Genomic DNA, 23,843 nt, shown 5'->3' on the forward strand with positions numbered 1-23,843 from the left:
GAAATGCGCATGAAACTTTTTTACCGCTTTGCCGGGATCTCTGTTCTTACCTTTCTTGCCGGGATGCACGCCGTTAGCGCAACCGAGTATCCGCTTCCTCCCGACAACAGCCGCCTGATTGGTGAGAACACCACTTTTGTCGTGCCCAATGACGGGCAGCCGCTGGAGTCCGTGGCAGCCAAATACAAAGTGGGCCTGCTGGGCCTGCTGGAAGCCAATCCCGGTACCGACCCCTGGTTGCCCAAAGCGGGTTCACAGCTGACCATTCCAACGCAGATGCTACTTCCTGATACGAAACGTGAAGGGATCGTTGTCAACGTGGCTGAACTGCGCCTCTACTACTATCCCAAAGATGAAAACAAAGTGATCGTCTATCCCATCGGTATTGGTCAACTGGGGGCGAATACCCCGGCAATGGTCACCAGCATCAGCCAGAAAATCCCCAATCCAACCTGGACACCCACTCCTAATATTCGTAAGCGCTACGCGGCTGAAGGTAAGACGCTGCCGGTAACCGTACCCGCAGGGCCGGATAACCCAATGGGGCTGTTTGCGCTGCGTCTGGCTTACGGTAAGCAGCACTATCTGATCCACGGTACTAACGCTGATTTTGGTATTGGCATGCGCGTCAGTTCAGGGTGCATCCGTTTGCGTCCGGACGATATCGAAGCACTGTTTAACAGCGTTCCTAAAGGCACGCGCGTGCAGATCATCAATCAGCCAGTGAAATACGCGGTTGAACCGGACGGTAAGCGTTATCTGGAAGTGCATCAGCCGTTATCGCATAGCGAAAAGGACGACCCACAAACCATGCCGATTGCACTGACGGTGGCTGCTAAGAAGTTCATCAACAGTGATGCCAGCGATCGGGTAGTCATCAAAGCGGCGATTGAACGCAGAGCAGGGATGCCAGTGCTGGTCAACGAGGGTGAGAAAGTCGATGGTAACCGTGAGTTGCCTGTTAACGAGGATAAACAGCATCCTGCTGCTTCGGAGGGCAAATCTGCACCAGTAACTAGTATTGGAGCTGGCGGGGCTTAGAATCGTTTACAGGGCGTTTTAGACGGGGTTGGACGCATGGTGGAAGACTCCGGATAACAGGCAAAAAAAATGGCGCACAATGTGCGCCATTTCATTACCAGAACTCTTACTTACGGTAAGAGTGAGCCTGGTTGTCCAGACGCTGGTTAGCACGAGCTGCGTCATCTTTAGCAGCCTGAACGTCAGAACGGATTGCGTTCACGTCGTTGCTCAGCTGGTCAACTTTAGCGTTCAGAGTCTGCACGTCGGTAGACAGCTGATCGATTTTAGCGTTGCTTGAGCAACCAGCCAGCATAGTTGAAGCCAGGATTACCGCGCCCAGTACCAGTTTAGTACGATTCATTATTAATACCCTCTAGATTAAGTTAATCTCCATGTAGCGTTACAAGTATTACACAAAGTATTTTCTAATGAGAATAATTTTTTGATGAGAAAGTGCTTAAACTTGATCGTTCGCTCAAAGAAGCATCTTATTTCTGATATTTTACAAAAAACGAAGCGAAAACAGGCGATTTTAATCGGAGGGAACGTCGTTTCTTCGGTAATTAAATCGTTAATTTCGATTGGACGCTTTGTGAAACGTCTTACGCAAGTTGTAAAAAAAGCGCCACTGAGGGCGCTTTTTAAATGCAAGGCGTAATTTTTAATTACAGAACGTGCACTGATGCAGTATTGGTCGTTCCACTTGGTACCAATGCACCAGAAACCATGACCACTACATCGCCTTTCTGCGCGTAGCCGCTGGCTTCTGCCGCTTCTTTACCCAGACGGTAGAAATCGTCAGTTGAGGCGATTTCTTTCACCACGGAAGTGATGATGCCTTTACTGAGCAACAGCTGACGTGAAGTCTGCTCGTTTGTCGTCAGGGCGAGGATCGTTGCATTCGGGAAGTATTTACGAATGGACTTCGCAGACTTGCCGCCTTCAGTGGCAACCACAATCAGTGGCGATTCCAGTTTCTCAGCCGTTTCTACCGCTCCACGACAGACTGCTTCAGTGATGCGCATTTTGCGGTTGTCGTGCTGGGAGTCGATGCGGCTTTTCATCACGCGGTCGGTACGTTCGCAGATGGTGGCCATAATGGTGACAGACTCCAGCGGGTATTTCCCTTTGGCGCTTTCACCAGACAGCATCACAGCATCAGTGCCGTCGAGAATGGCGTTGGCAACGTCACCGGCTTCCGCACGGGTAGGGCGCGGGTTTTTGATCATCGAATCGAGCATCTGAGTGGCGGTGATCACCACTTTACGTGCACGGTTACACTTCTTGATCATCATCTTCTGAGCGAAGATCACTTCTTCAACCGGGATCTCAACGCCGAGATCACCACGAGCGACCATGATACCGTCAGAGGCATCAAGGATTTCGTCGAAGTTGTTCAGGCCTTCCTGGTTTTCAATTTTGGAGATGATCTGGATATGCTCGCCGCCGTGCGCTTTCAGATGCTCACGGATTTCGATCACGTCTGAACGCTTACGGATGAACGAGGCAGCAACGAAGTCGACGCCTTGCTCACAGCCAAAGATCAGGTCCAGCTTGTCTTTTTCAGCCAGCGCAGGCAACTGAATGGAAACGCCCGGCAGGTTAACGCCTTTGTTCTCGCCCAGGTCACCGTTGTTCAGCACTTTACATACCACGGTGCTTTCAGTGACTTCGATAACTTCCATACCGATCAAACCGTCATCCACCAGTACGGTGTTACCGATTTTCAGGTCAGAAGCGAAACCAGCGTAAGTCACCGCGACGGTATCGGCGTTACCGATGATGGTCTGGTCGGTGGTGAAGGTGAAGGTCTGGCCCGCTTTCAGGGAGGCATCGTTACCGCCTTCCAGCTTCATCGTACGGATTTCAGGACCTTTAGTGTCCAGCAGAATGGCAGCCTGGTGACCGCTTTTGCTCATGACGGAGCGCAGGTTAGTAATACGCTGGCCATGTTCTTCATAATTCCCGTGGGAAAAGTTCAGACGCATCACGTTCATACCGGCATCAAGCAGGTTAGTCAGCATCTCTTCAGATTCGGTTTTTGGGCCGATAGTACATACGATTTTAGTCTTTTTCATGACGATTTATCTATTAAGTTGTGATGGATGATTAAAGATGGATCCCGGCGGTGTTTCCCCCGGAGGAAAAAATTTGCGTTATGAAAACGTCGATACTGAGTAAGGATAGGTGACAGAATTAAAGCATGCAGGGTAAGTTGAGACGTGGTTTCGGCGCAGGCGCAGCAGGACGTTGCGCAACAGGTACTCGTTATAAATTGAGGGGCAACCATACGCTGAAACCATTCAAGTGAAACAACGTTCCGTATTATAGTCGCTAAGTGTTCGAAAACCAATTAAAAAGCGTGAAATAGCATGCAGGAATGATGCGCATCAAATTCGTTGCGCAAACCAGCACGAAGTAAGGTTAATCTGAAAGTCTGGTTGAGGGCAAAAAAAGGGGATGTGGTACGTTTCGTGGAACAGGGCAAAGCCTTTTGAGCAGGGTAACACGGGTAGGGTGATGCTTCGGAAAGGAATTTGGTGCGTCTGAATGGACTCGAACCATCGACCCCCACCATGTCAAGGTGGTGCTCTAACCAACTGAGCTACAGACGCATAATTTGCTTCGTCTTTCATACTACTGCTTTGTTGGCTGCTTTCGTTCACCCCAGTCACATACTGATGTATGCTCCTGCGGATTCACTCAATTGCCGCCGCGCATTAGCACGAAATACTCGCCACTTGTTATTCGCTCATCTTTCTTTGGAAGAAAGATGGTGCGTCTGAATGGACTCGAACCATCGACCCCCACCATGTCAAGGTGGTGCTCTAACCAACTGAGCTACAGACGCAAATTGTTGTCGTGGTGACAACGGGGACGAATATTAACGACACCCCGAACGCCTGGCAAGGAGAAAAAAGGATTTTTGCGTCTGATTGCTGCGCAACTGTGCGAAGCGCAGCAATTTTAATCATTTTCCCCGGGTTTATCAGAAAATTAACGCGCTGCACGCGTGAGAATCATCTCCGCAGGCTGACGTTGCAGACGGCGCATCCGCCAAATCATCATGACGGCAGAGGAGGTCAGTCCAATGATAAAGCCGGTCCAGAATCCTGAAGGGCCCATTGCCGGGACCACCCAGTCGGTCATCGCCAGCACGTAACCGCTCGGCAGGCCGAGGATCCAATAGGCGACGAAGGTAATAAAGAAGATTGAACGGGTGTCTTTATAGCCACGCAGGATGCCGCTGCCGATCACCTGAATGGAGTCAGAGAATTGATACACCGCCGCCAGGAACATCAGCTGTGCTGCCAGCGTAATCACCTCAGGGTTATCGGTATACAGCAGGGCGATCTCTTCGCGGAACGTCACGGTGAACAGCGCGGTGAGACAAGCCATACAGATGCCCACGCCCTGTGCTGTCCATGCGGCGACCTTTGCCTGCTCAACCGAACCCTGACCCAGCCGGAAGCCTACGCGGATGGTGGTAGCGACCCCCAACGACAAAGGCAGGACGAACATCAGTGAACTGAAGTTCAGGGCGATCTGATGGCCCGCGACTTTGACGATCCCCATCGGAGACACCAGCAGGGCCACGACAGCGAACAATGTCACTTCAAAGAATAGCGCCAGCGCAACCGGCAGACCAAGCCCGGTCAGACGGCGTAATGCTTTCCAGTCTGGCGGACTGAAACGTCCCTCAACACGGATATCGCGCATTGATTTGGCTCGATTCACCCAGGCCTTCATCGCGATAAACATCACCCAGTAGACCGATGCGGTTGCCACGCCGCAGCCAATACCGCCCAGTGCAGGCATGCCAAAGTGACCGTAGATAAAGACGTAGTTAACCGGGATATTCACCAGCAGCCCGAGGAACCCCATGACCATGCCGGGTTTCGTTTTGGATAAACCTTCACACTGATTACGGGCGACCTGGAAAAACAGATAACCGGGAGCGCCCCACAGCAAGGCGTGCAGGTATCCCACGGCCTTTCTGGATAATTCCGGGTCAACATTGTGCATGGCGCCAATCAGGTATCCGGCGTTATACAACACCACCATAATCAGCACAGAGACCATCGCTGCCAGCCAGTAGGCCTGGCGAACCTGATGCGCAATGCGCTCACGTCGGCCAGAACCATTAAGCTGAGCCACCACCGGCGTCAGCGCCAGGATCAAACCGTGACCAAAAAGAATGGAAGGTAACCAGATTGAGGTTCCTACTGCAACGGCGGCCATATCCGTGGCGCTAACGGCACCGGCCATCACTGTATCAACAAAGCCCATGGAGGTTTGCGCAACCTGCGCAAGGATCACCGGGATAGCAAGGGCTAATAACTGACGCGCCTCTAAGAGGTACTTCTGCACACATACACCTTTTTAATTTTTCCGCTATGTTTCGCGACGTTTTACTGCGACGTGAAATCCATTGGGTAGTTGAATGATGAAAGACACTGCTGAAGAAATAAACGGCATTTGCGATGATGCCAGCAGGGCAGGCGTTCCATTCTAGTGTCAGCGGTGGAAATAGCCAATCTTCTGATAAAAGAATCGCTCTTTATGTCACGCAATTAAACGGGACTTTATTTGGTTTTGTGGCGATGCCAGGGCAAACTAACTGGAGCGAAAACACATTGATTGAGGCAACAGCTATGTTTACCGGTATTGTGCAGGGCACCGCGGAGGTGCTGGACATTGACGAAAAACCTAATTTTCGTACCCATGTGATCAGAATGCCGGAGGCATTATTGCCCGGGCTGGAACTGGGTGCGTCCGTTTCCCATAATGGTTGTTGCCTGACGGTGACCGAAGTCGATGGCGACCGCGTTAGCTTTGATCTGGTAAAAGAAACGCTGCGTATTACCAATCTGGGCGATCTGAAAGTCGGTGATACCGTTAACGTTGAGCGTGCAGCAAAATTCAGTGATGAAATTGGCGGTCATTTGATGTCAGGTCATATTATGACCACGGCAGAGATCAGCAAAATACTCACCTCGGAAAACAATCGCGAAATCTGGTTTAAACCGCAGGATGCCAGTCAGATGAAATATATCCTGCATAAAGGATTTGTTGGCATTGACGGTATCAGCCTGACGGTAGGAGAGGTGACGCGCACAAAATTCTGTGTTCATCTGATCCCCGAGACACTGATGCGCACCACCTTAGGCAGCAAACGTCTGGGGCATCGTGTGAATATTGAGATCGACCCGCATACGCAGGCGATTGTGGAAACCGTTGAGCGTGTTCTGGCTCAGCGTGAAGCGGCATTATTGGCTGCCGCAGTCAGCGAACAACAGGCTGAGAGCCCGGAAGCGTAATGCGATAAAAAAGGGCGACATGACGTCGCCCCTGCTAAACAGAGTATGTCCTAACGCGCAACGCGCAGTCCACCTTGTTTGCCATGGGTAAATACCACCTGCCAGAGCTGAATATCCCTTGCCCGAAACGCCCCCGCACAAGCATTCAGATAGTAAGTGAACATCCTTTTAAAACGCTCGCCATATTTATCCGACAGTTGAGGCCAGGCGCTAAGAAAACGCTGATACCAGTGCATTAACGTCACATCATAATCAGCGCCAATATTGTGCCAGTCTTCCATCACGAACCAGGGTTCGCAGGCGGCGGCAATATGACGCACAGAGGGCAGGCAACCGTTAGGGAAAATGTATTTGTCGATCCACGGGTCAACATCATTATTGGTTTTGTTAGCACCAATGGTATGCAGCAGGAAAATACCTTCCGGTTTCAGATTACGATTCACCACATCAAAATAGGTAGCGTAATTTTTCGGCCCGACATGTTCAAACATTCCGACAGAAACAATACGGTCGAACTGCTCAGACAGGTCGCGATAATCCTGAAGCAAAATCGTCACATTCAGCCCTTCGCAGCGCTGTTGCGCCAGCTTTTGTTGTTCGGCGGAAATGGTAACACCCACAACATTTACGCTAAAGTGACGCGCGGCATATTCGGCCAGACCTCCCCAGCCACAGCCAATATCCAGTAAAGACATGCCCGGTTCCAGCTGAAGTTTTTCACAGATCATCTGCAATTTGGCTTCCTGAGCGTCTTCCAGCGTACGGGCTTCTTTCCAGTAACCGCAGGAATATTGCATATAAGGATCGAGCATGTGGGTGAAGAGATCGTTACCCAGATCATAATGCTCTTTGCCAACAATCCACGCGCGTTTGCGCGTTTGCAGATTCGTGAGTCGGGAGGCCACAACACGCAAGGTGTCGCGGAAATGGTGAGGGAGTTGCTGATCTAATTTTGACTGCAAAACACGCTGGAAAAAGATATCCAGGCGTTCGCATTCCCACCAGCCATCCATATAGCTTTCACCTAACCCCAGCGATCCTTCCTGCAGAATGCGTTTAAAAAAATCGGGGTTGGTAATCTGGATATCCCAGGGACGGGAACCATTGATTTCAATATTGGCCTGACTCAACATTTCCTGGACGATTCGATACCACGGGTTGTCGTCAAGGCTCACTTCTTCTATACACGATGAACTCATAGCTTCTCCATCACCCTGTGTGATTAAAACCTGAGAAAAAGAATTGTCTGTTTCTACAGGCCTGTGAGAGCACTCACGGCGAATGCCGCAGTCTGATATCCGACGTTAAAAAAGAGGTTTGATGTGAAACTGACAGAGGTCGTAACGTAGTCACTCGGAACAACTCCATGACAACCCTGTCAGGAACCAACAGTGGACGACGACAAACGCCATCGCCCACTCAAAAATGGTGTTAAGTTGTTATTTTATATTGCGCTGAAAAGTATATGCCCACGAAAGGTAATATTCAATTCATTATTGTTAGGGCGCTAACTAAGTGTTTTTACAGGATTCCACCTGGCCCGGCGCCGTCAGGTGGGGCTGTTTTTGCTCCGCCAGTCGCTGGACGATATAGCCAACGACAGCCAGAACAATCGTGCCAGCCATCACCAGCGTAGTGGTCTGTAACGGGGATTCAATCCATGTTGACACCGCCAGACTGGCGAAAAAACAGAGGCCGAGCTGCAACATATTCTGCAAGGCGGCGGCTTTACCGGTCGCCTGGGGGAAGGGCAGTAACGCACTGGACACCACAATCGGGTAAATCGCACCGTTTGCCATCGCCATTCCACAAAACGGCAGTAGCAATGCAAACAAGGAAGGCTGCGGCTGCAGTGAAACAAAATAGATCGCGAGAATGCTGACGCTGTAGAAGGCCAGCAGCCATGGCAACAATTGGCGCCCGGCAAAGTGGTTCAACAGGGCGCGGCAGCTAAACCCGCCGACAAGAAACGCCACAGTTTGCGGAACATAGCTGAGGCCAATATCTGCAGGGGACAAACCAAGGTTACCCAGAATGAAAGGGGAGCCGGTGAGCCAGGCAAAGAAGCTGGCAGAGCACGCGGCATAAATCGCCACGTTGCCACTGTAAATAGGCGACTTCAGCAATGTGAGGAAGCCAGGCGTGCGGGGCTTAACGGCAGCGTGATCGTCCACCGGGCGTGACGGCAAGCGCAATGTAGGGATCAGTAGCGCGAGACTGAGCAGTAACAGGACAACGAAAATAGAACGCCAGGAAAAGTGTTGCAGTAACCAGGCACCCAACAGGGGAGCCAGCGCAGGCGAGAGGGCGACCAGGGGCATAATGGTGGCAAAGACACGGTTGGCCCGCGGACCACTGTAGCGATCAACCACCAGAGCCTGCCAGCTCACCGCCGCAGCGCACACACCCACGGCCTGAACAAAGCGAACGATCAGCAACCAGAAAGCCGACTCTACCCACAGCATTGCCGCACAACCAACGGCGAACAAACTCAACCCCATCATCAATACTGGTTTTCGGCCGATACGGTCTGACAGCGGGCCCCAGACTAGCTGTGCGCAGGCAAACCCGGCGAGGAAGATACTTAAACTGGCGCTAATGGCACCGGCTTCCGTCTGCAAGTCCTGTTGCATCACGCCAAACGCGGGTAGGTACATATCGGTAGCAAGAAAGCCCAGCATGCTGAGCAGCGCAAGGTAAATCATAAATCCTTTGGAACGCATGGTTTTTAACTCTTATTAGACAATTTTTTTACGCGTGCAGTGTAATCGCGTGCTGACCCGTCTGTGAAACGCTAATATTCGTGGGTTGCGATGAAAAATATTGAAGGCGAATCATGTGGTCTGAACATTCTCTTGAAGTGGTTGATGCGGTGGCGAGGACGGGCAGCTTTACCGCTGCTGCGGCGGAATTGCATCGCGTCCCCTCCGCAGTAAGTTATACCGTGCGCCAGCTGGAAGCCTGGCTGGCCGTGAGTCTGTTTGAGCGTCGTCATCGTGATGTGGAGTTGACGGACGCCGGACGGGTTTTCATTGAAGAAGGTCGTGCTGTTATCAAAAAAATGCTCGCCACCCGCACACGCTGTCAACAGGTGGCTAACGGCTGGCGGGGACAAATCAATATTGCGGTCGACAGAATTGTGCGCCCGGCACGCACCCGGCAGCTGGTCGTGGATTTCTACCGGCATTTTCCGGATATGGAACTGCATATCATGCCGGAAGTGTTCAACGGTGTGTGGGATGCGCTGGCTGACGGTCGCGTCGATGTTGCGATCGGTGCGACTCAGGCGATCCCGGTACGAGGACGTTTTGCTTTTCGTGATATGGGAAGTCTTAACTGGCGCTGCGTGGTGAAAACGTCACATCCTCTGCTGAGCCATGAGGGACCGTTAAGCGAGACGTTAATCCGTGAGTGGCCATCGCTGGTGCTGGAAGATACCTCACGTGCCTTGCCGAAACGCACCACGTGGACATTAGATAATCAACGACGGCTGGTGGTGCCTGACTGGGAAAGTGCGTTTGACTGCCTGCGAGCCGGGCTGTGTGTTGGGATGGTACCCGGTCATTTTGCCCAGCCCTGGCTGCAACAAGGCGTGTTAGGAGAAGTGACGCTGACGTCCCCGTTTCCCGACAGTCCCTGTTATCTCAGCTGGTCGGAACAAAGCGCCTCACCGGCGCTAAGTTGGTTACTGGACTATCTGGGGAGCACAGAAACCCTGAATGCAGAGTGGTTAAGCGAACATCCTGGCCAGTGGCAGGTGAGTGATTAACGGCGGTAGTCGCGGAAAGGACCATCGGCAACGGAACGACGCTCGATCAGTGAAGGGTGAACTTCAATGGTTTGCGGATCTTCGCGCTTGCTGGTAATACGGTCCAGCAACATATCAAAAGCGGTTTCGCCCAGACGCTCTTTTGGCTGGTGGACGGTGGTCAGTGCGGGCGTAAAGTAGCGGGCGTTGCGCACGTTATCATAACCGATCACTGAAATATCCTGAGGTACGCGTAGCCCCATTTCATCTGCTGCGCAAATCGCGCCCATGGCCATAATATCACCGCCACAGAAAATGGCCGTTGGGCGCTGCTTCTGCGACAAAATTTGCTGCATGGCGCGATAGCCAGATTCAGGTTCAAAATCGCCCTGCACCAGCCATTCATCGCGCAAAGTGATGCCCGCTTCTGCCAGTGCCTTCAGGAATCCGGCATGGCGGCCACCGCCTGTATTACGCTCAAGCTGGCCTGGGATCGCACCGATATCGCGGTGCCCACGTTCGATCAGGTAGCGCCCCGCCAGGTAACCACCCTCAAAAGCATTATCAAGCACGGTATCAGTGAAATCACCGCGTGATTCGCCCCAATCCATGACGACCATCGGAATATTACGGTTATCTTCCAGCATAGAAATCAACGTGTCAGGATATTCTGAACACATCACCAGCAGCCCATCGACGCGTTTTTGCGCCATCATTGACAGATAGGCCTGTTGCTTTTGCAGGTCGTTGTGCGCATTGCCCAAAATCAGCGTATAGCCTTTGGCAAAGCAGCGGTTTTCTATTGCTTCAATGATCTCTGCAAAATAGGGCGCTTCACTGGATGTTGCCAGAAGGCCAATGGTTTTGGTGTGGTTGACCTTCAGACTGCGGGCTACGGCGCTGGGGGAGTAATGCAATTCTTTGATTGCAACCCATACCGCTTCGCGCGTCTCTTCGGCTACAAAGCGCGTTTTGTTAATCACGTGAGACACAGTGGTGGTTGAAACACCGGCGCGCTTTGCCACATCCTTAATTGTTGCCATGAAAATCGTACTCCTGGTGTTATCGTAACATCTTGATAACTAATTGGTTAAACGTTTGCCTGGGTACAGCCATTCCTGCCCGACCAGAATTATTTTGGGTGCTGTCTCAAAGGGTCGGGAAGGGGTAAAATCGTCCGTAGAGTGACATGCAGTGCTGACTTTTACACGTTGCCAACGGTGTTGCGCAACGGAATAAAGAATTCTAACAAGGCTGCGCACAGAAAACGAGATTTTTACGGGTAACTGTGGGAAAATCTGTTGGCTTACTAATAACAAGGTTATTGAGGAGAGAGAATGAACACTGATATGAAAATGACGGCGCTGACCGTTGTGGGTTCACTGCTGATGATTATTGCGTTTAGTTTTACGGCGGTAATGCATTAATTCTTGCACGGGAGGAGGAAACTCTTCCCGAACCCACACGCATTATCGAATCGTTTTAGGCGTCATCATACGGCGCGCACCGATGTAATGTTCCTGCCAGTAATCTTCGCTCAACGCACTGACCTGAATATCTTTACCTGTCCGTGGAGACTGAATAAATTTCCCTCCACCCAGATAGACGCCAACATGATCTGCTGTGCCACGTCCGTTAATACGGAAGAAGACCAGATCACCTTTCTCTAACTGATCGCGCTTAATCGAAGCCGCATCACGCAGATGGTACATTTCATTAGCCGTGCGTGGGATCTTGAACTTCACCAGGTCTTTATAGGCATACCACACCAGACCACTGCAGTCGAAACCGGTTTTCGGAGAGGTGCCGCCCCATTGATAAGGTTTACCGAGCTGGCCCATCAGCTTGTTCATCGCCGTCTCACGTGCTTTCTGGTAGCGAGCGCGATGCGCTTTGCTGAGTTTGAGCGGGGCGTTCAGAGCATCGTTATCATCGTCAGTGGCTTTGCTGCCTGCGCGTTGACGACCATAATGTTTTTTATCTGCTTTTTTGCTGGCCGCGAGTTTTTTACTCAGTGTTTTCTTCTCCACCTTCGCATTACGCACCGGGGCCACGCTGGTTTTTTTCTTTTCTTTCTCTTTCAGTTTTTTTGCCAGCAGAAGCCGTGCTGATTTAGAGGGTTCTTTTTTAGCGGTTTCTTTGGCTTTCTTACTGACAGGTTCTTTGACTTTTTTGGTCGAAGTGGCTTTTACCGGGCGGCGCTTACGGCGGTCATCTACACGTGCAGTATTGCTTTCGGCTTTTTGCTGTTTTGCATTAATAGGGGCATGTGGCGATGCGTGCGCCATGTTGAAGAACAACTGAGTGAAAGCCAGTATGAAGAGCGTGATGAGTAAACGCATCGTTCCCATTAACAGTTTGTGCGCTACAAAAAAGCAGCAACGCGGTAAAAAAAGAGATTTCTGCGGTATGCAGAAGGTTAGGCCAATTCTAATCTAACTTCTTAACAAAGGGTAAGGTCTTTTTTGTTTCAATAATACAGATCAAGAAAATGATGTAATATTGAGCACAATCAGGTGGTTAACCCAGCAATAAAACCAGTGTTAGTCATAACAGGTGCAGCAGTGATGATAAGAAAATGTTATTTTGTTTCCCTGTTTTGTCTATTGGTCACATTTTTACCTCTCTCGCATGTGAAAATGTCATTTTCATCGCCAGGGCAGAATCGCTACAATAAGCAGGCTGCGCCCAGCCTACACACGATGTATCGTATTGAGGAAGATATTTATGAGTACTGTTGAAAAAATTCAACGTCAGATCTCTGAAAACCCTATTCTGTTGTACATGAAAGGGTCCCCTAAACTGCCAAGCTGCGGTTTCTCTGCTCAGGCTGTTCAGGCGTTATCTGCTTGTGGCGAGCGCTTCGCGTACGTTGATATTCTGCTGAACCCGGACATCCGTGCAGAAATGCCAAAATATGCCAACTGGCCAACGTTCCCACAGCTGTGGGTAGACGGTGAGCTGGTGGGTGGCTGCGATATCATCATCGAGATGTATCAGCGCGGCGAGCTGCAGCAGTTGATTAAAGAAACTGCTCAGAAATATCCGTCTGACGCCGCAGAGTAACGCAGGCTTATTGGCAGCATAAAAAAAACCGGGCCCTGAGAGGTCCGGTTTTTTTTCGAGTTTACAGCACGTTGCTTTATTCTTCGCTGTCGTCACTTTCTGCATCAACCGGCAGTGGCCAGCCTCCCAGACGTTTCCAGCGGTTGACCAGTTCGCAGAACAGATCGGCCGTTTGCAGGGTATCGTACAGTGCGGAGTGTGCCTGGGCGTTATCAAAAGGCATTCCAGCTGCGGTACAGGCCTTCGCCAGAACGGTTTGCCCCAGTACAAGCCCGCTGAGTGCCGCGGTGTCAAAGGTGACGAATGGGTGGAAAGGATTACGCTTCAGGCTGGCGCGTTCGGCAGCCGCATTCATGAAGTTCAGATCGAATGTGGCGTTGTGTGCCACCATAATCGCCCGGCTACAGCCGCTCTCCTTAATTCCCTTGCGCACCAGTTTGAAAATGGCATGCAACGCTTCATGTTCACTGACCGCACCGCGCAGCGGATTCTCCGGGTCGATACCGTTAAATGCCAGCGCTTCAGGTTGCAGAACTGAACCGACAAAAGGCTCTACGTGGAAATGGATCGTCTCATCTTTCTCCAGCCAGCCATCGTCATTCATCTTTAGCGTCACCGCTGCGATTTCCAGTAATGCGTTAGTTTTGGCATCAAAACCGGCGGTTTCAACATCAATAACGACTGGATAAAAACCGCGAAAACGGCTGCTAAGGGTATTCAGTTCATTCGATTCAGACATCGGCATCTCACAGGAGAAAAAAAGGCAGCGCGCATTATGGCAAATTTTGTCGGGGGATGCAGCAGGGAGGGGAAGCGGGTGCCTAAAAGGCACCCGAAATACTTAGTGGCCGAGGCCATTACCCGCTTGTTTGTTCTCGATCAGCTCAATTTTATAGCCATCCGGGTCTTCAACAAACGCGATCACGGTGGTGCCACCTTTTACCGGACCGGCTTCACGGGTCACGTTCCCGCCATCGTTGCGGATACGATCGCAGGTCGCGGCCACATCATCCACGCCCAGTGCGATATGTCCGTAAGCATTGCCCAGGTCGTATTTATCCACGCCCCAGTTGTAGGTCAGCTCAATGACAGCACCTTCGCTCTCTTCGGTGTAGCCGACAAACGCGAGGGTGTATTTATATTCGGTATTTTCACTGGTGCGCAGCAGGCGCATGCCCAGCACTTTAGTATAAAAATCAACAGAGCGTTGCAGATCGCCAACGCGCAGCATGGTGTGAAGTAAACGCATAACATCCTCTTTTATCGGCGTCATCGATGGATGACGTAAAAAAACCAGTATAACGATTATGCCATCGGGTGCGAACCCTTGTGGAAATTAACCGAGGAACGGATAGTCTGTATAGCCTTCGGCACCGCCGCCATAAAAAGTTTCTGGCTTAGGTTCGTTCAGCGGAGCATCGTTTTGCAGACGCGCGACCAGGTCCGGGTTGGCAATATAGCTGCGGCCAAACGCAACAGCATCAATCAGGCCTTGCCCGATAAGGGCTTCGGCTTTTTCTGCCGTGTAACCGCCCGCGCCGACAATGACGCCAGGATAAACAGCACGGATGGCCTGACGGAATTCACGGGTGTAAGGCTTGCCACCGGCCCAGTCAGGTTCAGAGATGTGCAGGTAGGCCAGTTGGCGTTTTGCCAGCTCAGCAATAAAGTACAGGGCGGCTTCTTCCTGATCTTCGCCGTTATCCAGACCGTTGAAAGGCCCCAGCGGAGAAATACGGATACCGATGCGATCGGCACTCCAGCCTGCAATGGCGGCATCCACGACTTCCAGCGCAAAGCGGGTACGATTTTCGATACTGCCACCGTACTGGTCGTCACGCTGGTTGGATGCCGGAGAAAGGAACTGGTGAATCAGGTAGCCATGAGCGGCATGCAGTTCAACCAGATCAAAATCGGCCTCACGTGCATTAATTACGGCCTGACGGAAGTCACCAACGATGCCTGCAACTTCTGCCGTGGCTAATGCGCGCGGTGTGGAAGTGGCCTCGCGTACCGGTTTCCCCTCTGCATCACGCAGGGATGTGCGGGTTTCGGCATTAATAGCAGAAGCAGAAACGGGATCCTTACCTTCAGGTTGCAGGCTGGCATGAGAAATACGCCCGGTGTGCCAGAGCTGCACGGCGCTGTGGCCGCCATCCTGATGAATCCCGGCGTTAATCGCTTTCCAGGCACTCATCTGCTCTGATGAATGTAATCCCGGTGCACCGGCATAACCTTTCGCCTGGAAGCTGATCTGTGTCGCTTCAGTAATAATCAACCCGGCAGTTGCGCGCTGGCGATAATATTCACCCATCAGTGGGGTAGGGATATCGCCGGGCTCAATGCTACGCAGGCGCGTCAGCGGTGCCATAAAAATGCGGTTAGGCACGGTGATGGCACCGGTTTTCAACGGGGTAAACAGCGTGTTCAGTTTCATAACTTACTCCTGGTAGACCGGTCGACTAGTGTGGGTTGTTTTTTTTAAGCTATACGCAATATGCGCGTCATTTCCTGCCATGCATTGAGTAACGGTGCATTATCACGGCAGATTTTACTTTGCAGACTGGCGCCCAGCCACAGCGTGTACAGGGTTTGTGCACAGGCTGCACTGTTCACGTCAGCATGCAGTGTTTGCTGTTGTTGTGCTCTTTCCAGTGATGCCTTCAGGGTATCCATCAACGCGGTTGATCCCGCATGTAACGCACTGCGCATAGCTTCAGACAGATCGCAGACTTCGGCGGATAATTTCACCGACAGGCATCCCGCAAAACTGCTTTCTTCACAGTAAGAGAGTGACTGATGATAATAGTCGAGCACGCGCTGGCGGGAATCATCCTGATGATCATTCAGATAATCTTGCAGACGCTGATGATAGCGGGCGAAGTAGCGTTCCAGCATGGCAACGCCGAACACTTCTTTAGAGGCAAAGTAGTAATAGAACGACCCTTTTGGCACTTCTGCCTGTTTCAGCAGCTCGATCAGGCCCATACCGTTGAAGCCGCGCTGAAGGCAGAGCAGTTCACCGGTATCGAGCAGATGTTCACGTGTGTCAAAGCGGGTCGTTTTATTCATCGCAGCAGAGTACTAGACCGAACGGTCGGTTTCAACCCTTAGCTGCTTTTACGACACGATCGGATCATATCCAGAGAAGGTTGATACTCCCGGGTTTGCACATTCATCATACCCAACAGGGTATGGAAGATGTTGTCTTGAGAGACATCATCGGTCTGCGCCTGTCGTTGCAGGCATTGCTGATCAATGCCAAATGCGGTGGCGTAGTCCGGTGACATCCAGAGTAAAAACGGAATATGTGTCTGCTGGCTCGGTGCAAACACGTAGGGGGTGCCGTGCAGATACATCCCATGTTCCCCCAGAGACTCCCCGTGGTCGGAGAGATAGACCATCGCCACGTTGTATTTATCACTGTACGACTTCAGCAGATTAATCGTGCTGTCCAGCATGCTGTCAGTATAGAGAATGGAGTTGTCGTAAGTATTGACCAGCGCCTGAGGGTCGCAGTCCTGAATCTGATTACTGTCACAGGTTGGTGTGAACTGTCGCAGGGCATCCGGGTAACGCAGATAGTACGCCGGGCCATGGCTGCCCATCTGATGCAGGACAATCACCGTGTCATCCTTCACGCTGTCAATATAGTTACTGAGGCGATGCAGCAGCACGTCATCAAGGCAGTAATCACTTTTGCATAATGCACTGACCTTCCATTTGGTCATATCAGTATGAGGTACGCGATCGCAGGCACCTTTACAGCCACCGTCATTTTCTCGCCAGAGTACGTTAACACCGGCATGCGCCATGACATCCAGCAACCCTTCCTGATGGTGTGCACGACCCGCGTCATACTGCTGGCGCGGCATATTAGAAAACATGCAGGGCACGGAGATGGCGGTTTCGGTGCCGCAGGACGTAGCGTTGCGATAGTAGATGACATTGTCACGTTTCAGTTTTGGGTTAGTTTCCCTCGTATAGCCCCCGAGTGAGAAGTTTTCAGCCCGCGCGGTTTCACCCAACACAAAAATCACCAGTGTTTTTTTCTGCTCACCGGCTAACTGTGGGCCTTTACGGGCATCCTGGCCTATTTTAATCAGCGCCTGATCACCCGCAAACCAGCGGTTGTCAGTGTAGTGTCCAATACTGCTGACCACATTGGCTGGCGTGATCATTTTCACCAGACCTTTATTATTACGGATCATCGAGGCGTAATCTTTGTAGAACAGCGCTGCCACCAAAAGTACCACAAGAATGGCACTCAGAGACGTCACTGCGCGCCAGACGATAGCCATCCACCACGGGCGGTTGTTTTCGATTCGGGTCAGCAACATGATCGCCGCAGGGAGTACGCCCAGTAGCAGCAGCCAGAGGAGATATTTCACGCTGAACAGCGAGGTCGCTTCCTGCAGATCCGTTTCAAACACGTTCTGGATCATGTTGGTATCGATCACCGTACCAAAACTGTACATAAAGTAGTTGGCGGCGGCACTGGCAACGATCAGTATCACCAATAAAGGCTTACGTAGCCACGGCAGGGCGGCGACGTTGAAGATCACTAAAAAGGCGCAGAACAGCACCAGAGGAAGCGTAGCCGCATAAAGATAGTCGTGCAGTCCTTGATAGGGAATAATTTCCCATGCCCGAAGCAGGAAGATACTGTTGAGTATCAGCGCGAAAAACAGTGCAGCGCAAACGTTAAAGGTAATTTCATTACAACGTAACTTGTTCAGGCGTTTCATGGTCGTCCAGTAACAGAATAATCTGAAACAAGAGTAACCGGGAAAGCTTAGATAAACCTTAACTTTGCTTAAACATCGGGATAGCCCGCCAGAAGCGGGCCATAATATTAGTAAGCAACGGTAAACTGCTGGCGAATATGTTGCGGATGTTCGATTTCGTCCAGGATGGCTACGGCCAGATCAGCAACGCTGACAGACGCGGGTTTGTCTCCATCCATCAGTAATAAGGTGGTGCCCAGACGGAACTGCCCGGTGCGCGGGCCAGGTTCGAGAAACGCGGCCGGGGAAAGGTAAGTCCACTCCAGCGCCTGTTCTTCAGCCTGAAGCTGATTACGCAATGCACGTGCACCCAGCGCGCCGGGTTTGATATTAGCCGGGAAGGCTTCCGTATCGACCAACTCTACGCCCGGAGCCACTTCCAGGCTGCCAGCGCCACCCACTACCAGTATGCGCTTCACGCCGCTGCTTTTTACGGCTTGCAGGATTTGCTGGCTGCCGCGGGTAAATTTTTCAAAAAGATCGCTCTCCGCCCAACCCGGATTATAGGCGCTGATGACGGCATCCTGACCTTTCAGAACGCCACTCAACCAGGCGCTGTCATGAATATCACCTGTGACCACAGTCAACTGAGGATCTGAAGGCAGATTTTTTCCTGAGCGAGAGAGGGCCGTCACCTGATGGCCGCGTGCCAGGGCTTCTTTTACAACATCAGGGCCGACAAAACCCGTTGCGCCAATAATGGTAATTTTCATTTATTCATTCCTCTGTAAGTGTGGATTCAACTTTACGGCTTAACAGATAGGATGATAAGTGGCATATTTTAGCTTTTATAATGAAGTGATACTTACGAATAATGGAAAAACTCAATCGTATGGCCGTGTTTGCAACGGTTGTCAGCGAAGGCTCTCTGGCAGCCGCTTCACGCCGTCTGGGCATGTCGCCTTCAGCGGTTAGCCAGCATCTGCGGGCACTTGAGCAGGCGGTGGGTGTGCCATTACTGCATCGTTCAACCCGAAAGCTCACACTTTCTGAGGCGGGGGCGGCATTCTATCCGGGCTGCGAGGCCATGCTTCACCACGCGCTGGAAGCGGAAAAACGACTCGCGGAAATGCGCGATACGCTGAGCGGAGAGTTGCGCATCAGCGCAACGGTAGGGATCGGCGGCCAGCCGCTGTGTAGTGCGTTATCACCCTTGTTACAACAGAATCCGGGGCTGAAGCTACGCATTATTGCCACCGATAACGTGCTGGATATGATTGAGCATCGGATTGATATTGCTTTACGCTTTAGCCGCCAGTTAAGTGATGCCAATATTATTGCCCATCCGCTGGCAGAATGGCCGATGGTTATCTGCGCAGCACCCGCCTATCTCAGCCGTTATGGCGTGCCGCAAACGCCGCAGGCACTCTCAGCCCATCGCTGGATACACGGTCATCGGACGCACCGCCATATTGATTTCCATCATCCAAGAGAAGGGGCGTTGACGCTGCGTCTGGCTGAAGGGCAGGTAGTCAGTGACAGTATGAACGTGATGCGTGCATTTACCGTTGCGGGGATGGGGCTGTCATTGCAGCCGTTGCAGGAGATACAGGAGGAGCTGCACAGCGGGCAACTCATGGTGCTGCTGCCTGAGTGGCGCGCCAGCCCTCTAAAGCTGACGGCACTCACGCTGGAACGCGTTTTACCGGAGAAAAGTCAGCAGGCGTTACGTGCGTTACGTGACTATTTTAGTAAAAATCACCGGGTCACACTTGCAGACATGGGATGAGCCGTCTTCAATGAAGACAGAGTGAACTTACCAGGAGTGGCGGTGGCAGAGCAATTAGAGTTTTTCCCGGTACCCAGTCCCTGTCGCGGGATCTGTCAGGTTAACGAACGCGGTTACTGCCGTGGCTGCCTGCGTAGCCGTGAAGAACGGTTCAACTGGATGACGTATAACGATGCACAGAAACGTGACGTTCTGCGTCTGTGTCGCCTGCGTCTCCAGCGCCAGCGTCGTGGGGAGAATCCAGACATTCCGGATCAGCCAGAGCAACCCACGTTGTTTTGACGCGGAGTTTGATCCGCCCCTGTTGTAGCGATGACCTGATGGCGTATTATCCGGGTCAGCTATTTCATCAACGGGAGTAAGAATAAGATGCTACAACGTGTACAGATCGCCCCACAGGGACCGTCATTTTCACCGCTGGTGATGGGATACTGGCGGTTGATGGAGTGGGGAATGACCTCTCAGCAGCTGGTGCAATTTATTGAGCAACATCTGGAATGTGGTATCAGTACGGTTGACCACGCTGATATTTATGGCGGCTATCAGTGTGAAGCCGAGTTTGGCAAAGCGCTGCGCCTGCAACCGTCTTTGCGTCAACGTCTGGAGTTGGTGACGAAATGCGGGATTGCCACAACGGCAAAGCCAGACAACGCCCTGGGCCACTATGTCACTGATGCCGCGCACATCATGACGAGTGCTGAAAATTCCCTGCGTTATTTTAATACCGACTACCTCGATCTGTTATTGATCCATCGTCCCGATCCCCTCATGGAGGCAGATGAAGTTGCCAGTGCGTTTCAGCAGCTTCATCAAAGCGGAAAAGTAAAACATTTCGGTGTATCTAACTTTACTCCTGCACAATATTCGCTGTTACAGTCACGACTGCCGTTTACACTGGTCACCAACCAGGTTGAAATTTCCCCTGTGCACCAGCCGCTGTTATTAGACGGTACGCTGGATCAGTGTCAGCAGATGCGGGTCAGGCCGATGGCATGGTCATGTCTTGCAGGCGGGACGATGTTCAGCGCACCTGAGTTCCAGCCGCTGCGTGATGAACTGTTATTGATCCAGCAAGAGACCGGTGCAGAGAATATTGAGCAGTTGATTTATGCCTGGATTCTGCAATTACCTTCTAAGCCACTGCCGATTATTGGAAGTGGTAAAATTGAACGAGTCAGCGCGGCAGCGAGAGCGGTTAACGTGACGCTGACTCGTCAGCAGTGGTTCCGTATTCGTAAAGCGGCCCTGGGTTTTGATGTGCCGTAATCCGCAATCAACAGTAGTAGCATCATTGTCTGACGACATCACGTTGATGTCGTTTGCAACCGTGAGAGTGAACAGTATAAACGCCAGATAATCCCGGCCAGATCGATGCCTTGATCTTCATGAGTATCACGCAGTATATCGATGCGCTGTTGTAGTGTTTTCAACGTATCGTTCAGGGGAATAGGGTGTATCCCGCGTTCACTGATAATAGATTGCAAATCGTGTAGCACGGCGTCGCGTATATTTGCTAATGCTGAAGAGGGTGTTTTCCAGTTGCGCAGATTCCAGGCAATATGCGAACAGTTGAGCAATACAACGCCCCAGCGCATCAGCCACAGATGTGCCTGGTCATCGCGACTATTTTTAAGTTGGTTGATGCGGTGATAAACCAACGATTCAAAACTATTCTGACTTAGGCGAGGGCGTCTTCCCAACTGGTCGACAAACTCACTGCGCAAAGCGCGGATATGACGCCTGCTGCGGTGTTTATCAGAACTGGGACGCAAAATACAGAAGGCCAGCCAGACCATCGCCACGCCACAGACTTTTGCCAGGTTATCATTAACAAAACCCGAAAAATCATAGGTGGGGGGATTGGTGACTGACAGGAAGGACCCCATAAAAACAACCAGTTGCCCCCAAAGGGCAGCCCGTTTTTTATCCTGTAATTTAATCAGTTGCATGGTGATCAGCAGAGGGAAAAGTACGATAAGAAATTGCCACAGTACGGTCACCTGAATCATGAAAGCAAACTTCATGACAAAGCTGAAGAGTGACAGCAGCACCAGTGTTTTGATCAATAATGTGGCGCTGCTGACCGGGGATGCAGAAGATGAATAAAGCACGCAACTGATAGCGGCCAGCGTCAGTGCTGAGTCACCGGAATCCCACTGCGTTGTGATCCAGAAACTGGTTCCGAAAAAAATCACACAAAAGGTTCGCAGCGCATTCCAGCTGGCTTCTGCCCCATCTGCTTCGCGAGCCAGTGATGGCACAACCGGAGGAGTGAGATCCGTATGGTTATCTGCACGTTCGAACTGGCGTAGCCAGCGTGCGATATTCAGATACAGCCAGCAGAAATAACGTAGCTGCTCCCAGAAGGCCCGGTGCCGATAGTCCGTCGTGTCCATCGGGGCAGCGCGATAGAGTATTTGCGCCAGGTAATACTTATCTTTTTCACCCTTAGCCATGGCTTCCAGTAGCTGATGTAGCGTTACAAACAGGTTTTCTGGTGGGTTTTCCCAGTTAAGCAACATCCGACGCAGGCTGGAGATAATGCTGGTCAGGCGCAACTGCTGGTGCAAAACATAGTTCAGCACATTGTTTTGACGGCGAAAGCGGTAATGACTCCAGAATGCCTGGATGCGCAGCAGATTCATTGTCAGGATTTCGCCAATCACGTTTTCGTGGGCCTGGCGTATCGTGCTGGTGTCCTCTTTATTTAACATCTCCGTTGCATGGGCGAGCAGCTTGCTGTGCATCTCTTTGAGGGAATGAATTAACGTCTCTCCATCCGAGGTGCTGGGCAAGATCATCATCATGAGTGCGCCGCACAGTATTCCGGAAATGACCTCACAGACGCGTGCCTGCGTAATGGTCCATATACTGTCGATCTCAACTTCATTGACACAGGTAAAGGCGATGATGGCGGCGGTATAGCCTGCCAGCGAAAAGGCGTAGGCCACATTATTCTGATAATGGTTTGATATCCACGTGCACAAAGCCAGCCAGCTTGCAATCGACACGGCAAAAAGCCATGGCTCGTCCAGTGTATGACCGGCGATCACCAGGGCTGCCGTCGCGCCCAGCATACTCCCCACAATGCGCCCGAGGCTTTTACTGATCACGCCGCCAACAGTAGGAAAACTCACCACGGCAGCAGAGGTCATCGCCCAGTAAGGTTCATCCAGCTGAAGACCGTAAGCGATACTCAAGGCCAGACACATGGCGATGGTATTACGCAAGGCGTAGCGCCATTGCGCAGCAGTGGCTTTGTTCCACGGCAACTGCTGCCATTGCAGCCAGCTCAGATTAAGTCGACTCATTGCTGGACAGAAATTGTGCAGGTGGTCCCGGCGACCAGTGTTATGGCGGGCGGAAGATGAGTCAGGCGGATACGCACCGGTACGCGCTGGGCCAGCCGGACCCAGGGGACGTTCGGTTTGATATCCGGCACCAGGCCGCTGTCGGATTCGATACTCTGGTCGTAGATTGCCCGGCCAATACTTTGTACCACGCCGGTGAGTGGCTGATCGTTACTGTACAGGGTGATATTCGCCCTGGCGCCTGTGCGGATATGACGCAGTTTGGTCTCTTCAAAATAACCCATCACGTAAAACGAATGGCTATCTACCAGCACAAACAGCGGTGATCCGGTGGTGGCGTAGTTGCCTATCCGGGTTTCCAGATTGTTGATCCAGCCATCGGTGGGGGCAAAAACCACGGTTTGCGACAGGTTCCAGCGTGCACGGTCCTCCTCAGCCTGAGCAGCCTTAACGTTTGCTTCCATTGCCTTGACGTTGAGATTAGCGACATCAAGCGCTTCTTCTGAAATAACATTACGGCCAAGATTTTGACGGCGATGAGCCTCATGCTGTGCCTTGATAAGGTCCGACTGTGCTTTTGCCAGTTGGGCTTCTGCATTCAGTACGGCAATACGATAGGGCTTATCATCAAGGGTAAACAAGCGGGTTCCTTTAGTCACAAACTGGTTATCTTCGACATCGAGCTCAACAATGCGCCCGGAAACCTGTGGAGTAATACTGACCAGTTCGGCTCTGACTTTGCCATCTCGTGTCCAGGGTGACTGCATATAGTAATTCCACATCCACCAGCCGGCACAGAGTGCCGCCGCGAAAAAAAACACGGTGGAAAAGTATCTTAAATAATTTAGTTTCATTACG

The 23,843-nt window shown here is 51.6% G+C and carries 23 protein-coding genes and 2 tRNA genes; 8 read left to right on the forward strand and 17 right to left on the reverse strand.

The window, feature by feature from the left end; all coding sequences use genetic code 11:
* Nucleotides 1-9: 9 nt before the first annotated feature.
* On the forward strand, nt 10-1,041 hold the full coding sequence (locus FVB43_RS19845; protein ID WP_133845270.1) for a L,D-transpeptidase family protein: 1,032 nt from the start codon (nt 10-12) through the stop codon (nt 1,039-1,041).
* 106 nt (nt 1,042-1,147) lie between these two features.
* Here FVB43_RS19845 and FVB43_RS19850 read toward each other — a convergent pair whose 3' ends face one another.
* The 5 genes from FVB43_RS19850 to FVB43_RS19870 form a co-directional block, all read right to left on the reverse strand.
* Nucleotides 1,148-1,384 carry a major outer membrane lipoprotein gene (locus FVB43_RS19850; RefSeq protein WP_034895178.1) on the reverse strand — a complete coding sequence of 79 codons (237 nt, stop codon included), beginning with the start codon at nt 1,382-1,384 and terminating at the stop codon, nt 1,148-1,150.
* Nucleotides 1,385-1,688: 304 nt separating this feature from the next.
* Nucleotides 1,689-3,101, reverse strand: a complete 1,413-nt coding sequence (gene pykF, locus FVB43_RS19855; RefSeq protein WP_159337214.1) for a pyruvate kinase PykF — start codon at nt 3,099-3,101, stop codon at nt 1,689-1,691.
* 460 nt (nt 3,102-3,561) lie between these two features.
* Nucleotides 3,562-3,638: transfer RNA gene (locus FVB43_RS19860), tRNA-Val, on the reverse strand.
* A 159-nt stretch (nt 3,639-3,797) separates the two neighbouring features.
* Nucleotides 3,798-3,874: transfer RNA gene (locus FVB43_RS19865), tRNA-Val, on the reverse strand.
* A 146-nt stretch (nt 3,875-4,020) separates the two neighbouring features.
* A complete protein-coding gene (locus FVB43_RS19870; protein ID WP_133845266.1) occupies nt 4,021-5,394 on the reverse strand; it encodes an MATE family efflux transporter in 1,374 nt (457 codons plus the stop codon).
* Between the two features lie 284 nt (nt 5,395-5,678).
* On the opposite strand from FVB43_RS19870, the gene FVB43_RS19875 reads away from it, so the two are divergent.
* Nucleotides 5,679-6,344 carry a riboflavin synthase subunit alpha gene (locus tag FVB43_RS19875; protein ID WP_133845265.1) on the forward strand — a complete coding sequence of 222 codons (666 nt, stop codon included), beginning with the start codon at nt 5,679-5,681 and terminating at the stop codon, nt 6,342-6,344.
* A gap of 50 nt (nt 6,345-6,394) precedes the next feature.
* Here FVB43_RS19875 and cfa read toward each other — a convergent pair whose 3' ends face one another.
* Both cfa and punC read right to left on the reverse strand, forming a co-directional pair.
* Nucleotides 6,395-7,543, reverse strand: a complete 1,149-nt coding sequence (gene cfa, locus FVB43_RS19880; RefSeq protein ID WP_167864603.1) for a cyclopropane fatty acyl phospholipid synthase — start codon at nt 7,541-7,543, stop codon at nt 6,395-6,397.
* 312 nt (nt 7,544-7,855) lie between these two features.
* Nucleotides 7,856-9,067 carry a purine nucleoside transporter PunC gene (gene punC / locus FVB43_RS19885; RefSeq protein ID WP_167864604.1) on the reverse strand — a complete coding sequence of 404 codons (1,212 nt, stop codon included), beginning with the start codon at nt 9,065-9,067 and terminating at the stop codon, nt 7,856-7,858.
* A 113-nt stretch (nt 9,068-9,180) separates the two neighbouring features.
* On the opposite strand from punC, the gene punR reads away from it, so the two are divergent.
* Complete coding sequence (gene punR / locus FVB43_RS19890) at nt 9,181-10,113, forward strand: DNA-binding transcriptional activator PunR (protein WP_133845259.1); 933 nt, start codon at nt 9,181-9,183, stop codon at nt 10,111-10,113.
* Here the strand turns inward: punR and purR are convergent.
* Nucleotides 10,110-11,135: an HTH-type transcriptional repressor PurR gene (gene purR, locus FVB43_RS19895; protein WP_133845257.1), complete on the reverse strand. Its 1,026-nt coding sequence runs from the start codon at nt 11,133-11,135 to the stop codon at nt 10,110-10,112. The genes punR and purR overlap by 4 nt on opposite strands.
* 294 nt (nt 11,136-11,429) lie before the next feature.
* On the opposite strand from purR, the gene cydH reads away from it, so the two are divergent.
* Complete coding sequence (gene cydH / locus FVB43_RS19900; RefSeq protein ID WP_133845256.1) at nt 11,430-11,519, forward strand: cytochrome bd-I oxidase subunit CydH; 90 nt, start codon at nt 11,430-11,432, stop codon at nt 11,517-11,519.
* A 42-nt stretch (nt 11,520-11,561) separates the two neighbouring features.
* On the opposite strand, the gene FVB43_RS19905 is transcribed toward cydH, so the two are convergent.
* Entirely contained in the window at nt 11,562-12,434 is an 873-nt protein-coding gene (locus tag FVB43_RS19905) for a C40 family peptidase (RefSeq protein WP_133845254.1), read from the reverse strand.
* Nucleotides 12,435-12,819: 385 nt separating this feature from the next.
* On the opposite strand from FVB43_RS19905, the gene FVB43_RS19910 reads away from it, so the two are divergent.
* Nucleotides 12,820-13,158: a Grx4 family monothiol glutaredoxin gene (locus tag FVB43_RS19910; RefSeq protein ID WP_133845252.1), complete on the forward strand. Its 339-nt coding sequence runs from the start codon at nt 12,820-12,822 to the stop codon at nt 13,156-13,158.
* Between the two features lie 76 nt (nt 13,159-13,234).
* On the opposite strand, the gene rnt is transcribed toward FVB43_RS19910, so the two are convergent.
* The 6 genes from rnt to FVB43_RS19940 form a co-directional block, all read right to left on the reverse strand.
* Nucleotides 13,235-13,903 carry a ribonuclease T gene (gene rnt / locus FVB43_RS19915; RefSeq protein ID WP_133845250.1) on the reverse strand — a complete coding sequence of 223 codons (669 nt, stop codon included), beginning with the start codon at nt 13,901-13,903 and terminating at the stop codon, nt 13,235-13,237.
* 96 nt (nt 13,904-13,999) lie between these two features.
* On the reverse strand, nt 14,000-14,407 hold the full coding sequence (gene gloA, locus FVB43_RS19920; RefSeq protein ID WP_133845248.1) for a lactoylglutathione lyase: 408 nt from the start codon (nt 14,405-14,407) through the stop codon (nt 14,000-14,002).
* Nucleotides 14,408-14,494: 87 nt separating this feature from the next.
* Complete coding sequence (gene nemA, locus FVB43_RS19925; RefSeq protein WP_133845246.1) at nt 14,495-15,595, reverse strand: alkene reductase; 1,101 nt, start codon at nt 15,593-15,595, stop codon at nt 14,495-14,497.
* Nucleotides 15,596-15,639: 44 nt separating this feature from the next.
* Nucleotides 15,640-16,230 carry a TetR/AcrR family transcriptional regulator gene (locus tag FVB43_RS19930; protein WP_167864605.1) on the reverse strand — a complete coding sequence of 197 codons (591 nt, stop codon included), beginning with the start codon at nt 16,228-16,230 and terminating at the stop codon, nt 15,640-15,642.
* A 38-nt stretch (nt 16,231-16,268) separates the two neighbouring features.
* Nucleotides 16,269-17,906, reverse strand: a complete 1,638-nt coding sequence (eptA, locus tag FVB43_RS19935) for a phosphoethanolamine transferase EptA (protein ID WP_167864606.1) — start codon at nt 17,904-17,906, stop codon at nt 16,269-16,271.
* Nucleotides 17,907-18,013: 107 nt separating this feature from the next.
* A complete protein-coding gene (locus FVB43_RS19940) occupies nt 18,014-18,658 on the reverse strand; it encodes an NAD(P)-dependent oxidoreductase (RefSeq protein ID WP_167864607.1) in 645 nt (214 codons plus the stop codon).
* 101 nt (nt 18,659-18,759) lie between these two features.
* On the opposite strand from FVB43_RS19940, the gene FVB43_RS19945 reads away from it, so the two are divergent.
* From FVB43_RS19945 to FVB43_RS19955, 3 genes are all read left to right on the forward strand, one after another.
* Entirely contained in the window at nt 18,760-19,674 is a 915-nt protein-coding gene (locus FVB43_RS19945; protein WP_167864608.1) for a LysR substrate-binding domain-containing protein, read from the forward strand.
* A 42-nt stretch (nt 19,675-19,716) separates the two neighbouring features.
* A complete protein-coding gene (locus FVB43_RS19950; protein WP_159337210.1) occupies nt 19,717-19,956 on the forward strand; it encodes a DUF1289 domain-containing protein in 240 nt (79 codons plus the stop codon).
* 87 nt (nt 19,957-20,043) lie between these two features.
* Entirely contained in the window at nt 20,044-20,940 is an 897-nt protein-coding gene (locus FVB43_RS19955; RefSeq protein WP_159337209.1) for an aldo/keto reductase, read from the forward strand.
* 38 nt (nt 20,941-20,978) lie between these two features.
* Here FVB43_RS19955 and FVB43_RS19960 read toward each other — a convergent pair whose 3' ends face one another.
* Nucleotides 20,979-22,985, reverse strand: coding sequence for an FUSC family protein (locus FVB43_RS19960; RefSeq protein ID WP_133845234.1), 2,007 nt, complete (start codon nt 22,983-22,985; stop codon nt 20,979-20,981).
* Nucleotides 22,982-23,839, reverse strand: a complete 858-nt coding sequence (locus tag FVB43_RS19965; protein WP_133845232.1) for an efflux RND transporter periplasmic adaptor subunit — start codon at nt 23,837-23,839, stop codon at nt 22,982-22,984. The genes FVB43_RS19960 and FVB43_RS19965 overlap by 4 nt, the downstream gene beginning before the upstream one ends.
* Nucleotides 23,840-23,843: the final 4 nt, after the last annotated feature.

It is taken from the genome of Erwinia rhapontici (assembly GCF_012271765.1).
Classification (GTDB): domain Bacteria; phylum Pseudomonadota; class Gammaproteobacteria; order Enterobacterales; family Enterobacteriaceae; genus Erwinia; species Erwinia rhapontici.

Coding starts and splice junctions, on each gene's coding strand:
- eptA (WP_167864606.1), bottom strand. CDS start 17,906: ATGAAACGCCTGAACAAGTTACGTTGTAATGAAATTACCTTTAACGTT.
- pykF (WP_159337214.1), bottom strand. CDS start 3,101: ATGAAAAAGACTAAAATCGTATGTACTATCGGCCCAAAAACCGAATCT.
- FVB43_RS19965 (WP_133845232.1), bottom strand. CDS start 23,839: ATGAAACTAAATTATTTAAGATACTTTTCCACCGTGTTTTTTTTCGCG.
- punC (WP_167864604.1), bottom strand. CDS start 9,067: ATGCGTTCCAAAGGATTTATGATTTACCTTGCGCTGCTCAGCATGCTG.
- gloA (WP_133845248.1), bottom strand. CDS start 14,407: ATGCGTTTACTTCACACCATGCTGCGCGTTGGCGATCTGCAACGCTCT.
- FVB43_RS19930 (WP_167864605.1), bottom strand. CDS start 16,230: ATGAATAAAACGACCCGCTTTGACACACGTGAACATCTGCTCGATACC.
- purR (WP_133845257.1), bottom strand. CDS start 11,135: ATGGCAACAATTAAGGATGTGGCAAAGCGCGCCGGTGTTTCAACCACC.
- cfa (WP_167864603.1), bottom strand. CDS start 7,543: ATGAGTTCATCGTGTATAGAAGAAGTGAGCCTTGACGACAACCCGTGG.
- cydH (WP_133845256.1), top strand. CDS start 11,430: ATGAACACTGATATGAAAATGACGGCGCTGACCGTTGTGGGTTCACTG.
- FVB43_RS19910 (WP_133845252.1), top strand. CDS start 12,820: ATGAGTACTGTTGAAAAAATTCAACGTCAGATCTCTGAAAACCCTATT.
- FVB43_RS19845 (WP_133845270.1), top strand. CDS start 10: ATGAAACTTTTTTACCGCTTTGCCGGGATCTCTGTTCTTACCTTTCTT.
- nemA (WP_133845246.1), bottom strand. CDS start 15,595: ATGAAACTGAACACGCTGTTTACCCCGTTGAAAACCGGTGCCATCACC.
- FVB43_RS19955 (WP_159337209.1), top strand. CDS start 20,044: ATGCTACAACGTGTACAGATCGCCCCACAGGGACCGTCATTTTCACCG.
- FVB43_RS19875 (WP_133845265.1), top strand. CDS start 5,679: ATGTTTACCGGTATTGTGCAGGGCACCGCGGAGGTGCTGGACATTGAC.
- FVB43_RS19850 (WP_034895178.1), bottom strand. CDS start 1,384: ATGAATCGTACTAAACTGGTACTGGGCGCGGTAATCCTGGCTTCAACT.
- FVB43_RS19945 (WP_167864608.1), top strand. CDS start 18,760: ATGGAAAAACTCAATCGTATGGCCGTGTTTGCAACGGTTGTCAGCGAA.
- FVB43_RS19940 (WP_167864607.1), bottom strand. CDS start 18,658: ATGAAAATTACCATTATTGGCGCAACGGGTTTTGTCGGCCCTGATGTT.
- FVB43_RS19960 (WP_133845234.1), bottom strand. CDS start 22,985: ATGAGTCGACTTAATCTGAGCTGGCTGCAATGGCAGCAGTTGCCGTGG.
- FVB43_RS19905 (WP_133845254.1), bottom strand. CDS start 12,434: ATGCGTTTACTCATCACGCTCTTCATACTGGCTTTCACTCAGTTGTTC.
- punR (WP_133845259.1), top strand. CDS start 9,181: ATGTGGTCTGAACATTCTCTTGAAGTGGTTGATGCGGTGGCGAGGACG.
- rnt (WP_133845250.1), bottom strand. CDS start 13,903: ATGCCGATGTCTGAATCGAATGAACTGAATACCCTTAGCAGCCGTTTT.